This is a genomic window from Chitinophaga hostae (assembly GCF_018224885.1).
In the GTDB taxonomy this organism is placed as follows: Bacteria; Bacteroidota; Bacteroidia; order Chitinophagales; family Chitinophagaceae; genus Chitinophaga; species Chitinophaga hostae.
Genome location: NZ_JAGTXB010000027.1, coordinates 1 through 14,767, shown reverse-complemented (window position 1 = coordinate 14,767; position 14,767 = coordinate 1). Strand labels below are relative to the sequence as shown.

11 protein-coding genes are annotated in these 14,767 nt (G+C 46.7%); 6 read left to right on the top strand and 5 right to left on the bottom strand.

Annotated elements, in window-relative coordinates; genetic code table 11:
- Positions 1 to 71 precede the first annotated feature (71 nt).
- The 3 genes from KE626_RS31860 to KE626_RS31850 all read right to left on the bottom strand — a co-directional run bounded on the left by KE626_RS31860 (position 72) and on the right by KE626_RS31850 (position 2,859).
- Complete coding sequence (locus tag KE626_RS31860) at positions 72 to 1,286, bottom strand: family 16 glycosylhydrolase (protein WP_211977133.1); 1,215 nt, start codon at positions 1,284 to 1,286, stop codon at positions 72 to 74.
- 134 nt (positions 1,287 to 1,420) lie between these two features.
- Complete coding sequence (locus KE626_RS31855) at positions 1,421 to 2,386, bottom strand: carbohydrate-binding domain-containing protein (protein WP_211977132.1); 966 nt, start codon at positions 2,384 to 2,386, stop codon at positions 1,421 to 1,423.
- An 11-nt stretch (positions 2,387 to 2,397) separates the two neighbouring features.
- Positions 2,398 to 2,859, bottom strand: a complete 462-nt coding sequence (locus tag KE626_RS31850; protein WP_211977131.1) for a hypothetical protein — start codon at positions 2,857 to 2,859, stop codon at positions 2,398 to 2,400.
- Positions 2,860 to 3,034: 175 nt separating this feature from the next.
- Between KE626_RS31850 and KE626_RS31845 the strand changes: the two genes are divergently transcribed.
- The 5 genes from KE626_RS31845 to KE626_RS31825 all read left to right on the top strand — a co-directional run bounded on the left by KE626_RS31845 (position 3,035) and on the right by KE626_RS31825 (position 10,059).
- Positions 3,035 to 5,893 (top strand): ligand-binding sensor domain-containing protein, encoded by a 2,859-nt coding sequence (locus KE626_RS31845; RefSeq protein ID WP_211977130.1) that lies wholly within the window; start codon positions 3,035 to 3,037, stop codon positions 5,891 to 5,893.
- An 88-nt stretch (positions 5,894 to 5,981) separates the two neighbouring features.
- Positions 5,982 to 7,220 carry a multidrug effflux MFS transporter gene (locus KE626_RS31840; RefSeq protein ID WP_211977129.1) on the top strand — a complete coding sequence of 413 codons (1,239 nt, stop codon included), beginning with the start codon at positions 5,982 to 5,984 and terminating at the stop codon, positions 7,218 to 7,220.
- Positions 7,221 to 7,264: 44 nt separating this feature from the next.
- Positions 7,265 to 8,323 (top strand): serine hydrolase domain-containing protein, encoded by a 1,059-nt coding sequence (locus KE626_RS31835; RefSeq protein ID WP_211977128.1) that lies wholly within the window; start codon positions 7,265 to 7,267, stop codon positions 8,321 to 8,323.
- Between the two features lie 39 nt (positions 8,324 to 8,362).
- Entirely contained in the window at positions 8,363 to 8,707 is a 345-nt protein-coding gene (locus KE626_RS31830) for a TfoX/Sxy family protein (protein ID WP_211977127.1), read from the top strand.
- A 119-nt stretch (positions 8,708 to 8,826) separates the two neighbouring features.
- The gene (locus KE626_RS31825) at positions 8,827 to 10,059 is read left to right on the top strand and encodes a cation:proton antiporter (RefSeq protein WP_211977126.1); all 1,233 of its coding nucleotides are present in this window, start codon (positions 8,827 to 8,829) and stop codon (positions 10,057 to 10,059) included.
- A 179-nt stretch (positions 10,060 to 10,238) separates the two neighbouring features.
- On the opposite strand, the gene KE626_RS31820 is transcribed toward KE626_RS31825, so the two are convergent.
- On the bottom strand, positions 10,239 to 12,395 hold the full coding sequence (locus KE626_RS31820) for a glycoside hydrolase family 3 N-terminal domain-containing protein (RefSeq protein ID WP_211977125.1): 2,157 nt from the start codon (positions 12,393 to 12,395) through the stop codon (positions 10,239 to 10,241).
- A 146-nt stretch (positions 12,396 to 12,541) separates the two neighbouring features.
- Between KE626_RS31820 and KE626_RS31815 the strand changes: the two genes are divergently transcribed.
- Complete coding sequence (locus tag KE626_RS31815; RefSeq protein WP_211977124.1) at positions 12,542 to 13,669, top strand: aminotransferase class V-fold PLP-dependent enzyme; 1,128 nt, start codon at positions 12,542 to 12,544, stop codon at positions 13,667 to 13,669.
- A gap of 241 nt (positions 13,670 to 13,910) precedes the next feature.
- On the opposite strand, the gene KE626_RS31810 is transcribed toward KE626_RS31815, so the two are convergent.
- Positions 13,911 to 14,744 (bottom strand): aldo/keto reductase, encoded by an 834-nt coding sequence (locus KE626_RS31810; RefSeq protein ID WP_211977123.1) that lies wholly within the window; start codon positions 14,742 to 14,744, stop codon positions 13,911 to 13,913.
- Positions 14,745 to 14,767 lie beyond the last annotated feature (23 nt).

The following is a 14,767-nucleotide window of genomic DNA, read 5'->3' as shown; positions in this document are numbered from 1 at the left end:
CATTTATTTTATATATAAAAAGGGCTGGCTGTAAATACAACCGGCCCGATCCATCACCCTAAATAAGCATATTAATACCTGAACGCTTCCCAACCGGAAATAGTAGTACGATTGCAGGTCATTGCCTGTGTGCCGTTTTCGCACGAAACATACCTGCCATTATTACCCCGGAGAGAAATGGAGCCATCCGTATTAGCGATCCAGTCAAATTTTTCCCAGTCGCCCACACTGGTACGGTTACACGTAATTGGGTTCACGCCATTTTCGGACGACACATACTTACCCTGGCTTTTCAACGCTACCTTGCCGCCGCCGGCATCTTCCACGGTAAACTGTTCCCAGGCCTGCGCAGTAGCACGGTTACAGGTCATCGCCTGCGTGCCGTTTTCACCACTTACAAAAGCATTGTTAAACCCTTTCAGGGTAATAGTGCTCCCAACAGGTGCAGTACCTCCGCCATTGGTGATGGAATATACCCTTACATAATCTACATACATATTGGCAGGCAACTTGCTTTCGTCAATGGTTTGACCCGGGAAATCCCCTCCTACGGCCATGTTCAGGATGATGAAGAACTGGTTGTGAAACTCTTCAGTGCTGTTAATATTATTGAGGATATCAGCCGTAGCATACTGGTTACCGTCCAGGTACCAGCGAATGGAACTGGCATCCCACTCTACCGCATATACGTGGTAATCGGTGATACTGGTGCTGGTATTACCACCGTATGATACGTGCCCGTTGGCATCCCAGTGGATAGTGCCATAGATGGTGCTGCTGGTATTTACCTGCTCCATAATATCAATCTCCCCGCATTTTGGCCAGCCCACAGTACCTATATTATTCCCCAGCATCCAGAAAGCCGGCCATAAGCCCTGCCCCGAAGCCAGCTTAATACGGGCTTCTATACGGCCATACTGCGTAGTGAAGTGGCCCGCAGTATTCATGCGCGCTGAAGTATAAGGCCAGCCGTTAACGCTTTGTTTTTTTGCCGTGATTACCAGGTTACCGTTGCTTACACTCGCATTGGACGACTGGTAATACTGTTTTTCATTATTAACCCCGGGGCCGGTTTCAAAAGACCATTTTGAAGTGTTGACGCTGCTGCCGTCAAATTCGTCTGACCAGATCAGCTGGTAAGCGGCAGCAGCCTGCACTGCGGCTGCAGTGGATTTGGTGGTAAGTGGTTGCAGGGTATCAGTTTTCTTCGCCTCTTTTGTGCAGGAGGTAACAGCAGCCACTAACAGGCACGAGCCTACGCTAATGGAAAATAGTTTTTCTTTCATGGAATTTACAATTAATAATAGGTGAACAAATAAGGGTCATGGATCAACGCGGAATATTTTTACCTGGCAGTATAAATTTGCAGTTTGTTTTCTGGGTAACAAAATCCGGGGCTACGCCAAAAATACGTCAGCGGCTATTGCCTTACAAAAGTAATCCCGCTGAACCGGCATCCGCCCTGTATAAACTCGATGCGTATACGATTAACGCCCTTTCTCAACCGGATATTTTTCAGTTCAATTACCTGCCATTCTTTGTCATTCGGCGGAACAACTACATTCGTTGCCAGTGGCTTATCATTATCACTGATATTAAAACGCGCTGTTGCCGGGGCTGTATCTGCTCCCACTTTTACCTGCAGCGTATAAGTGCCGGCACCAGCCACCTGCGCGGTATATTGCAGCCATTCCCCGTTTTCGGTATGGAATACAAAAAAATCATCGCCTTCTCTCCGGATATCCACCCCATCATTGCGGTAAGCATAGCCCCGGTTGCCCTGTGTATTTACACCCGGCGTATAATGATAACTGGCGGTATCCGCATCTGCATAAGCCGATAAATGGCGACCCAGATCATAGTCTGCCGCATTTATCACCGCTCCATCGCGTATCACATGCGTTTTGAACGGGATGGCTTCAGCACTGGAAACCTGTCTGAACATGGCATCTGTTACATCTTTATGATATACATTATTCTCCAGACGGATATTGTTCAGGAACCCGAGCAGCGCCTGCCAGGCATCATCTGCTGCGGGGGCCGGACCTTTACCATTCCAGTAATCCAGGATAGCCGCATAACCCGGCGTCATCTTTATCTCCAGCGGTTGATTGTTGCCCATCTTTTTCAGCTGCCACCATACCCAGCCAATTTCATTACTTTCCACCATCCGGATGGTATTCGTGTACCAGTTATTGGAATTCTCTCCCGATTCCCCCAGCCACAACGGTAACTGATATTTCTCCCGCAGATCCAGGAAGTGTTGTATTGAAGACACTTGCGTGAAGTTGCCATATTTATGAAAACTCATCACCATGTTATCATCCCAGGCCGGCAATATCCCATTGTAGTTATTGCCAAATCCATTGCCTTCTATGATAATCATATGCTTTTTATCTACCTCCCGGATGGCTTTGGTACGGTGAGGGCAAAGCCTTTATCCAGCCATGTGTGCTGTCCCGGTACTGGCTCCTCATCTGCCGGCAGTGTATACAATTCAAAGTGCATGGGCAGCCGCACCGCATTAAAACCCCAGGCGGCCATGGAGTCGATATCCCGTTTGCCGGTATGCTCCAGCAGCCACCTGTCGTAAAAGATCTTTGTTCTTTCCTCCCCTACCAGCTCCCGGATCTTTGCCCGGATCTTATACTGCTGCCCGATATTCCCCAACCGGAACATATAGCCCTCCTGTAACATCCAGCCCCCCAGTCCCATTCCCCTCAGGATGACTTTCTCGTTTTTTTCATTGACAATAACAGGACCCCGGGTTTTCAGATACCCCTGCCCGTTTGCAGCTATTGCTAAGGCAGATAAAAAAATGAGTGCCAGCCCGTGGAATTTTAGCTGTGATAACCGCATGAGGAAATCTCTTTTAATAATGATGACTAAGATCTGTATTAAACAAGGAAAATTCATTTTTATGGCTACGTCATTTCTACTTCAAATTGTAATAAGCTATTGATTATTAATTCATCTTCATTACTACTATGCTACATCAGCAAAAAAATTCTACATTTAGTGAAACGCTTTTTACATGAAGCCTTTTCTGTTGCTGGCACTTGTATTCCACGTAAGTATCCTCCATGCCCAAAACACGATCGGGTTACCGGCTATTGTTAACTACAGCAAAACCCAATACCAGGGCAACGGGCAAACCTGGGATATCGACATCGACAACCGGGGCATTCTTTACTTTGCCAACAACGAAGGCCTTATCACCTTTAACGGCAACTACTGGAAATTGTACCCGGTTCCCAACAATACCCGGCAACGGGCAGTGAAAGTGGCGCCCGACGGACGCATATACGTAGGCGCCCAGGACGATTTTGGCTTTTACTATCCCGATGCCAGCGGTATACTGGTATATACTTCTCTCAAAAAAAATATCCCCGCCGGTCAAACAGAGTTTGCAGACATCTGGAATATTGCGCTCTATGAAGACGGTGTTTACTTTAAAAGCAATAATAAAATCTTTGAGTGGCGGCAGCAAACCATCCGGGTGTATGATGCCCCGGTAGAATGGAAAATAATGGGCAGTACCGCTCACGGACTTTATGCACAGGACCTGCGCCTGGGATTACTAAAACTGGTCAATGGTAAATGGCAGCAGGTATGCCCGCAAACAAGCGGACAACAACTGCTGATCACCGCCTTCCTGGAAGAAAAAAATGATACGCTGACGATAGCCACGCTGAAGGATGGTCTTTATAAGATCAGTGACCAACAACTGATCCCGCAACATACCGAAGCAGATGAAATATTCCGCAACAGCCGGATCTATTGCGCCATCCCGCTCCGGAACGGGCAACTGGCCATCGGCACCTTTTCCAAAGGCTGTTATATCCTCAACAGTGCCGATGGAAAAATTGTCCAGCAATTCAGCATGGACGAAGGCCTGCAGAATAATAATGTACTCCGGCTCTTTACAGATCCCAAACAAAATATCTGGCTTGCGCTGGATAACGGTATCGACCAGCTGCGTTACAATACGGCCGTAAAACAAATACTGCCGGACAAACATAATTCCCTTACCACCTACGCAGCCATCGTGTTTAACAAACGCCTGTATATCGGTACCTCCGATGGCTTGTATAATAGCCCCCTTGACAACAGCGCCGATATCAGTTTTTCAAAGGGCCATTTCCAACCCGTAGCCAATACAAAAGGACAGGTTTGGAACCTGTCTGCCGTAGAACAACATTTGCTCATGGCCCACCAGGAAGGCACCTTTGAGGTGTCGGGCAATACAGCTATTGCCCTGCTGAAAGACGTAGGATGCTGGCTGTACCTGCCCATCAACAATAGGATCCTGACGGGTTGCTACAATGGTCTGGCTGCCATCCGTTATGATAATACAGGCGTTACCGTTACACGCCATTTGAATGGTTTGTTTGAATCATTGCGCTTTCTTGCGAAGGACAATGCGCAGCGCATCTGGTCTTCGCATCCTTATCGCGGCGTATACCTGTTCACGTTAAAAAACGATACCGCCCTGCAGGCCCGTTTGTTTACCGCCAAAGACGGACTTCCCGCCACCAACAACAATTATGTATTCCGTATCCGCAACAATATGGTGGTAGCTACTATGCACGGCATCTATGAATACAGCGAACAGCAACAACGTTTTATCCCTTCGCCGGTACTGTACCCTTTGCTAAAAGACCGGAGCATACAATACCTGGCGGAAGACAGCTCCCGGCGCATCTGGTTTGTGTCTGATAAAAAACCGGGTGTGATAGATGCCGGACAAAAAAATATTACCTGGTTTCCCGAACTGACAGGGAAAATTGTCAGCGGTTTCGAATTTGTCTATCCCTATAACGACGAAAACATTTTCTTTGGCGGCGATAAAGGTATTTATCATCTTAATTATAAAAAGTATGCTGGTCACGATGGACGCCTTTCCGTACTCCTGGGCGCTGTAAGGGCTACCGGCAGAAAGGACACCCTTTTATTTGGCGGTTACGCCAGACCGGATGCACAACAAAAAGTAACATTGCCCAATGCATACAATAGTTTTCATTTTGAATACACAGCGCCCGCTTCAGAACAGGGCAACAACATCACTTACAGCTACCAGCTATCCGGATTCGATAAACAACCGGGAGAATGGACAGCTAAAACAGAAAAAGAATATACCAATCTCCCTTTTGGACATTACACCTTTACAGTAAAGGCAAAAGATAACCTGGGCAACATTTCCCCGGCGGCCACTTACAGCTTTACCATTTTACCTGCCTGGTATCAAACCTATGCTGCGTGGGCCGCATACCTGCTAATACTGGCGGGACTCGGCTACTATCTCTATCTGCGTCAAAAAAAGAAGTTTGCACGGCAACGGCAAAAACACCAGCAGGAACAGGAGCACCTGATTTTTCAGCATCAGCTGGAGCTGGAAAGAAACGAGAAACAACTGATACAACTGCGGAACGAAAAACTGGAATCAGATGTACAACATAAAAACAAAGAGCTGGCCACTGCTACCCTGCACCTGGTGCAAAAAGGCAAACTGTTATCCAATATCCGGGAGGAGTTTATCCAAACTGTGAAGAAAACAAATGATGCCGCCGCCATGCCTTCCTTCAAAAAAGTAATGCGGCTGTTTGAAGAAGCAGAAAATAACGAGGAGGACTGGGCGCAATTTTCTCAACACTTTGACGAAGTACATAATAATTTTCTGCGCACACTCAAGAAACGGTTCCCGGAATTAACCACTACCGATCTTAAACTCTGCGCTTATCTGCGCATCAATCTCACTACGAAAGAAATTGCGCAGTCTATGGGCATCTCCGTTCGTGGCGTGGAAACCAGCCGTTACCGGCTGCGCAAAAAACTCAATATTGCAGGAGAAACGCCGTTGTATGATTTTCTGATTGACATAAAAGAGACATAAGATCTTTACAGGGATCAGACAATCGCCCTCCTCCCGCCTCAATTTTTCTGCTTATTTTTGCGCTGCATTTTCTAAAGCCAGCTTTACCTTGACCAACGAACACTCCAGATCGAAATATATTTCGCTGATTCTTATATTGGGTACACTTACTGCATTAGGACCATTTTCCATTGACATGTACCTTCCCGGCTTTCCGGCTATAGGAAAGGATTTAGGCGTAGACCCTTCCAGGGTGGCGCTTTCCCTTTCCAGTTTCTTTATTGGTATTTCTGCCGGACAGCTGTTATACGGGCCGTTGCTGGACCGCTTTGGCAGAAAGAAACCGTTGTATATAGGCCTTTTTCTGTATGTGATATCTTCTATCGGTTGTATTTATGCATCGTCCTTAAACGGGCTGATCGCGCTGCGTTTTATACAGGCAATCGGCAGTTGTGCTGCGGCGGTGGCCTCTGTGGCGATGGTGCGGGACCTGTTTCCCGTTAACGAAAATGCCAAAGTATTTGCGTTGCTGATGCTGGTTGTAGGCACCTCTCCTATGATAGCGCCAACGGTTGGAAGTTATGTGACCAGCGCTTTCAGCTGGCATGCCGTATTCCTGATACTGGGTATAATGGGTGCCATGATCCTGCTGGCCACTATTTTCTGGCTGCCGGAAAGTTATAAGCCAGATACTTCTATGTCGCTCAAACCCAGGCCTATCATCAATAATTTCCTGCAGGTGGTAAGTGAGCCACAGTTTTATACCTATTGCTTTGCAGGCGCCATTTCCTTTTCAGGACTGTTTGCCTATGTATCTGCTTCACCACAGGTATTTATGGATATTTTTAAGCTGAGCGACAAAGCCTATGGCTGGGTATTCGCTTTCCTGTCGATAGGACTCATCGGCTCCAGCCAGGTGAACAGCCTGATGTTGAAACGTTTTAAAAGTGAGCAAATCGTACCTGTAGCGCTCACCGCACAAACGCTTACCGGGGCTGTTTTTGTATTATGTGCCTGGAATAACTGGTTATCGCTGGCTGGCACCATCACCCTTTTGTTTATCTTCCTTTGTTGCCTGGGTTTTATAAACCCCAATACAGCAGCATTATCGCTGGCGCCATTTACAAAAAATGCGGGCAGTGCATCTTCCCTGATGGGAGCCGTGCAAATGGGTATCGGCTCGCTGGCTTCTACGGTAGTGAGCTTATACAATACGCACACGGCCACCCCCATGGCAATCACCATGTGTGGATCCTCGCTGCTGGCATTACTGATTTTAGTGATATGCGGCCGGAACATCAAGACGGCCGGAACTGCCGGTGCCAGTGCGCCTGCAATGGCGCATTAACAATTTGAGATTATCCCGGAGACCTTTTACCTTTGGATTTTTTTATGAAGATACCCGCGCTGGCCCTGCTCCTGTTACCAATGTCCATCTGTGCCCAATCATTCAAACCAATGGCCGACAGCATCCGGCGGGCCTGGCATATTCCCGCACTGGGCTATGCAGTGGTATCGGCCGACAGTATCCTGGAGATGGAAATGCTCGGCGACAAAAAAGCCAATACCCCTGCCACACTCAACGACCGGTTCCGCATCGGTTCCAATACCAAAGCCATTACCGGTATGATAGCTGCCCTGCAGGTAAAGAAAAAAGCCATTGCATGGGATACACCCTTCTTCGCACTCTTTCCCGAACTCAGGAAAGGCAGCCATGCCGCCTATCATGATATCACGTTATTGCAGGCGCTTACCTTCCGCAATAAACTTCCCCGTTATAGCTATACCAACGCAGCTCCTGCAAAAGAACAGATCCGGGGGAATGAGACGGAACAACGCTATGCTTTTGTGAAATGGCTGCTGCAGCAACCACCGGTAACCGATACAGCGGCGCTTAACCTTACAAACGCCGGTTATGTACTGGCCGGTCTGATGCTGGAGAAAGCGGCACATAAAAGCTATCCACAGCTGATTCATGACCTGAATCAACAGCTACACATTCAGCTGGGATTTGGTAGTCCCAATTATCCCGACAGCACGCAAACCTGGGGACATGATGCCAGCGGTAAACCGGAACCTCCTGCCAGTAATTATAAACTCAACTGGTTGCTGGCAGCTGGTAATATCAACGCCTCGCTCCCCGACTACGCACGGTTCATTCAAGAGCAACTAAAGGGACTGAACGGTCAATCAACAATGTTAACCACCGATCAGTTTAATTTCCTTCATTATGGTTTACCCACCTTTGCAGTGGGTTGGTTCTGGCATCTCAACGAAGCCGGTCACCAGGTGAGCGAAAATACCGGTAACCCCGGCACCTTTATCACAGAAGTACATCTTGTAAAAACAGCCAACAGGGCCTATATCTTCTTTACCAATCAACAAAATGACCAGGTGTACGAGGCACTGGCATTGCTAAGGAGTGCGCTGGAAAAACGTTACGGCAATTAGTGGGAAATCGTATCTTTATTATCTCCCAAAAACATCATCATGGCATATAATGAAAAACTGGCCGACCGTGTGCGCGAAATCCTGTCGGCATCTACCAGCAATATCGAAGAAAAGAAAATGTTTGGCGGACTTTGTTTTATGGTCAATGATAAAATGTGCGTAGGCGTTCGTCCCGATACCATAATGGTAAGAATAGATCCTGAAAAATCAGACGAAGCACTGGAAGCATCACCCGGAGCTAAACCAATGGTGCATGGCGGAAAAGAAATGAAAGGCTTTATTTATGTTGGGGAAGATGAACTGCATACAAAGAAACAATTGCAGTATTGGATTAAAATGGCATTAGAATTTAACGGAAAAGCGAAATCTTCCAAAAAAAAGTAACCTGGTAATGCCGGTCAGCCAATGATTTGCCACATTTTTTTCTATCTTTAAAGCCTCCCGGAAATAACTGTAGCATCATTAGGAACCTGATTTTTTAACTGGCATTATTCGATTTGCTTATGAACACATTTACGCTGATAACGGCTTTAGTTACCATTAGTGCTTTAATTTCCTATATCAACAACCGTTTTATTAAACTGCCCGGAACCATAGGCGTAATCGTGGTTTCACTCTTATTATCCCTGTTGATTTCCCTGACCGGTAAAATATTTCCGGACGCATTTACCTTTATCAAAGATGTTACTAACGGTATCGATTTCACCGGCACCTTACTGGATGTAATGTTAGGCTTCCTGCTCTTTGCCAGCGCGCTTCATTTTGATTTTAACAAACTAAAGGCCCAACGATACCCGGTACTCGTACTTAGTACAGTAGGTGTGGTTGGCTCTACTTTTATATTCGGATTCCTGTTATATTGGGCTACAACACTGATGCATATTAATATACCACTGGTATATTGCCTGCTTTTTGGTGCATTGATTTCACCTACCGATCCGGTAGCAGTGCTGTCCATCCTAAAAAAATCGAAAGTACCACCAGCCCTCGAAACGATCATTGGCGGCGAATCTTTATTAAATGATGGTACCGGTATCCTGTTGTTTGTAATATTGAAAGAAGTAGCCGGACAGGCAGACACCCACGTATCACTGGCGCATGCGGCTGCACTCTTTTCACAGGAAGTATTTGGCGGCATTATACTGGGTGTAATTTCCGCCATTGTAGCCTACCGTACCATGAAACGGGTAGATGATTTCCAGATCATTGTAATGGTATCGTTATCTATGGTGATGGTGATATCCTTGCTGGGAGCCATGTTACACGTATCCATTCCGCTGGCCGCGGTGTCGGCTGGTCTGATCCTGGGTAATACCTCTCTCGGTACCAAACAGTCGGAAGATATGCAGCACTATTTTCATAATGTATGGAGCCTGATAGATGAATTGCTGAACACTATCTTATTTGTAATGATAGGCTTGCAGATCGTGATTATGCCTTTCCTGAAAAACTACTGGTTCACCGGTTTAATGGCCACCGCATTTGTGCTGATAGCCCGCGCACTCAGTATCACCTTGCCTTCTATCCTGTTAAAACGTACACTCAATATTAACTACAGGAGCATTACTATTCTTGTATGGGCAGGACTTCGTGGGGGCATTTCCGTTGCATTGGCGCTTTCACTGCCGGATTCTGATTACAAGGAAATCATTTTGTCGGCCAGCTACTTTGTAGTGTTATTCTCTATCATTATCCAGGGGCTTACACTGAAGAAAGTGGTGGATCGGATGGTATAGCGGATTTTTTCTTGCCCAGGATTAGACTGATTTTGATGATTTAGATGATTTTTTCTTTTGATTTTAAAAGATTAGGGAAGATGACAGCGGATATATGCTGTTATCTTCCCTAATCTTTTAAATCAAAAATCTTTTAAAAATCACCAAAAGAAAAAATCATCTAAATCATCAAAATCAGTCTAATCCTGGGCAAGAAAAAACTCGCGCGTAAGCACAAAGTTATCAGCGCTCTTACCAATATTCAGCTTATACGTGCCTTTATATGTTTTCCAGGCATGTTGCGACAGGTCCCATTTCTGCAGTTCTGCTACGGGAATGGCCAGTTCTACTATTTCCTGTGCGCCCTGTTTAACCGGGATGCGTTTAAATGCTTTCAGCTCCTTCACAGGCATACGTTCCATATTTGGGTAACTGATATAAGCCTGCACTACTTCATCTCCGTCAAAGGCGCCGCTGTTTTTAACAGCAACGGATACACGGATAGTATCGTTTGAATGGTATGTTTTTGCCGGTGCTGTTTGCCATGCGTAGTCAAACTTCGTGTAGCTGAGACCGTAGCCAAAAGCATAATCTACTGCCCCTTTAAAATAGCGATAGGTACGGTTCTTCATGCTATAGTCTTTATAGTCCGGTAAATCCTGCAGGGATTTATAAAAAGTAACCGGCAGTCGCCCTGCGGGCGAATATTTTCCGAAGATGATATCTGCGAGGGCATTGCCTCCCTGCTCACCCGGGTACCAGGCCAGGATCACCGCATCTGCGTATGGAGCAATCGCTGCTGCATCTACCGCGCTGCCGGCGGTAATTACCGCAACGATCGGCTTTTTGTGCGCCGCTCTCAGTTTCTTCATAAAGGCAATCTGCGAACGGGGTAAACTCAGCGTACTTTTATCTCCTCCGGAGGCGGACAGAAAGGCATCTCCTTCTTCACCTTCCAGCAAGGGGGTGAGACCAATAACGGCTACGGTTACATCGCAGTTCTGGGAAGCCCAGATACCACCAAAATGCACGGTATCGGTGAAATCGCAACCCTGGTCATACTGCATAGCCATACCAGGTCCTGCTGCCTTTGCCAATCCGGCGGCAAACGTCACCATATCACCAGATACGCCGTGATAGTTGCCCATCAGTGCTTCCAGCGATGCGGAGTTGGAACCGGTTACCAGCATAGAAGCATATTTGTCTGCCTGTAACGGCAATATGCCATCATTCTTCAGCAATACCATGCTCTCCCGAGCCGCTTCACGGGCCAGCCGGGCATGGTAGTTATTATTAACGCTATCCGCTCCAAAGTGGCTGTAAGGACTTGCTCCGGCAGCATCATACAAGCCCAGTTTTAACTGGGTCCGTAAACTGGCGCTGAGTGCACTGTCTACGTCCGCAGCACTAAGCCATCCTTTTTTAATAGCCTTCATCACATCGTCCTGCAAAATATTGGCGCAGTCCAGGTTTACCCCCGCTTTGACAGCCGCCGCAGCTACCTCTTCGCGGGTCGGAATAGCTTTATGTCTTAACCAGATGTCATCCAGCGCCCAGCAATCGGTTACCACCTGCCCGCCAAACTTCCACTCATGCCGCAGGATATCCTGCAGCAAAGTATTCCCGGTGCAGCAAGGCTGACTGTTTACCCGGTTATAGGCACACATAATCGATTCTACCTTACCATCTACCAGTTTTTTAAACGCGTAGAGATAGGTTTCCCGCAGGTCTTTTTCGTCGATGATCGCATTAAAACTATGACGGTCCGCCTCAGGGCCGCTGTGTACTGCAAAATGCTTCGCACATGCGGCTGTTTTCAGCATGCCAGGTACATCTCCCTGCAGGCCTTGTACAAAAGCACCCGCCATAGTAGCAGTCAGGTAAGGATCTTCACCATATGTTTCCTGTCCCCGACCCCAGCGCGGGTCACGAAAAATATTGATGTTCGGTGTCCAGAAATTAAGTCCCAGGTATTGTACATGCCGGTGCTGTTGCACCGCCAGGTTATATTTAGCACGCGCTTCAGTGGAAATGGTATTGGCTACCTCCCGTGCCAACGGCGCATTAAAGGTCGCGGAAAGCCCGATCGCCTGCGGATATACTGTAGCCTCCCCGCCCCGGGCAATACCGTGCAGGGCCTCGTTCCACCAGTTATAGGCCGGTAGTTGTAAGCGTTCTATTGCCGGACTGTTATAACCCAGCAATGAAATCTTCTCCGGTAACGTTAGCGTATGCAGCAGGTCATTTACCCGCTCATTCATCGGAGCAGCAGCATTCCTGAAAAGCTGCTGCGCGCCAGCCTTAAAAACAAATAAAAAAAGAATCGGATAAAGTAGGAGGTACCGTTTTCTCAACATGCTAAACCTTATTTATAAAATGAAATATATCCTGCAACGTCCGCAAGTTATCACATAAAAAACATAATCGTTATGCCCGGGCTGTACACTGATCTATTTTGCTTATTATCGCACAGGATTTAATAAAATAGTATAACCGGTTGTATATGAATAAATGGGAAACAATCAGGGCAGATTACCCCGTAACCAGTAATGGCGTTTATTTATTTACCAATGGTGGCGGCCCTGTCAGCACCTCCCTGGTGGAAAAGGGCACTGCCCTGCTGACCGAACTCAGCAACAAGGGACGTTTGGTAATGCCGGGATGGGATCACCAGGCAAATGAAGTGCGGCAGCTCCTTGCAAACATGATCCGTGCCCGCGCCAGCGAAATTGCTTTCGTCACCAACACCGCGCATGCCATGACGTTGCTCTATGAGATGTTCCCTCTTGACTATGAAGTCATCACCATGCGGGATGAATTTCCTACCAGCTTTGTGGGATGGCTGCACCGCGGACATACTGTGCATTTTGTAAACAGCAATGCCGGCGGACATATCTCATTGGAAGACATCGAAGCGCAGATAACGCCCGCCACCAAAATACTGATCACCAGCCATGTAATGTTCAGAACCGGCTTCCGGCAGGACCTGGAAGCCATCGGGCAGTTATGCAAACAACATGACATCATTTTTATCGTAGACGCCACGCAATCCTTTGGGGTAAATGATATTGATGTTGCGGGCAGTAATATTGATATTCTTATTTTTCATGGGTATAAATGGGTAACTGCAGGGTATGGCGCCGGCGCCATGTATGCGTCTCAACAACTACTGGATCGCTATCCGCCCGCTGTGATGAGCTGGTATAACGTAGACTATGAAAATCCTGATTTCGACCTGGTACAGGATTATACGCAGTTTACGCCAAAGAAAAACGCGCGGGCTTTTGAAACCGGCACACTGCCCTTTATTAATATCCTGTTACTCGGACACGCATTAGCGTACTTAAATCGTATAGGCATTGCCGATATTGAAGCATATGTAGCAACGCTCATCCAATACCTGGCAGAAAAAGCAGCCGCACATAAGATAACGCTGCTCTCCGATTTTGTACCTGCACATCGTTCCGCCATTCAACGTTTAGCCATCACGCCGGAACAACATTCCAAACTGGTACAGCATAACATCATGGCGAGATATAAAAACGGAAGACTCACCGTTGCACTGAATTTCTATAATAATAAGGAAGACATAGACAAATTATTCGCAGGACTTTGTCTTTCCCGGGATTAAACTGATTTTGATGATTTATTTGTCTTTCCCAGGATTAGACTGATTTTGATGATTTACAGGATTTTTTTGGGGTGATAGTTTGATTTTAAAAGATTCGGGAAGATGTAGGGGGAGTCCGCTTATATCTTCCCGAATCTTTTAAAATCAAAATGGAAAAATCTTGCAAATCATCAAAATCAGTCTAATCCTGGGAAAGACAAATAAATCACCAAAATCAGCCTAATCCCGGGAAAGACAAAAATTAAAAGTTAAAGTTGGCCGGATCCGGTCCTACTCTTTCCCCGCGGTCCAGCGCAGCAATTTTTTGTACATCTTCTTCACTGATATTAAACCGGAAGATGTCGGCGTTGGATATCACCCTGTCTTTGCGAATGCTTTTTGGGATAGTCACTACGCCTTTCTGCAGGTCCCACCTTAATACCAGTTGGGCTACCGATACCTTATATTTTGCAGCCAATTCTTTCAGCAGTGGTACATCAAAGGCTTTACCCTGCATCAGCGGGCTCCAGGCCTCGTATTGTATGTTATGCTGTTCACAGAAATCCAGCAGGGACGGTTGCACCAGGTAAGGATGAAACTCCAGCTGGTCAACCATCGGCAGCACATGGGCTGTCTGGAACAAATCTTCCAGCTGATGTTGCAGGAAGTTGCTGACCCCAATCGCTTTCACACGGCCATCGGCATACAGCTGCTCCAGGGCACGCCACGTTTCTTTGTATTTTCCGGCTACCGGCCAATGTACCAGGTACAGATCCAGGTAGTCTGTTTTCAATTTAGCCAATGAAGTGTCAAAGGCTTTTAAAGTGCTGTCGTATCCCTGGTCGGCATTCCAAACTTTCGTGGTCAGAAAAATATCTTTACGGTCGGTTGCATTTTTTTCAATGGCGATCCCTACGCCTTCTTCGTTACCATAAATAGCTGCCGTATCAATATGCCGATACCCTGCATCCAGTGCATACGTTACTGAGTCAACTACCTCCTGTCCTTCTTTTGTTTTAAAAACACCTAGTCCGAAATAAGGCATTTGTACGCCATTCGACAGTTGCACGGTACCATTAATATCTGTAATGTTCATGTGTTGAGTTTTATATTATAATA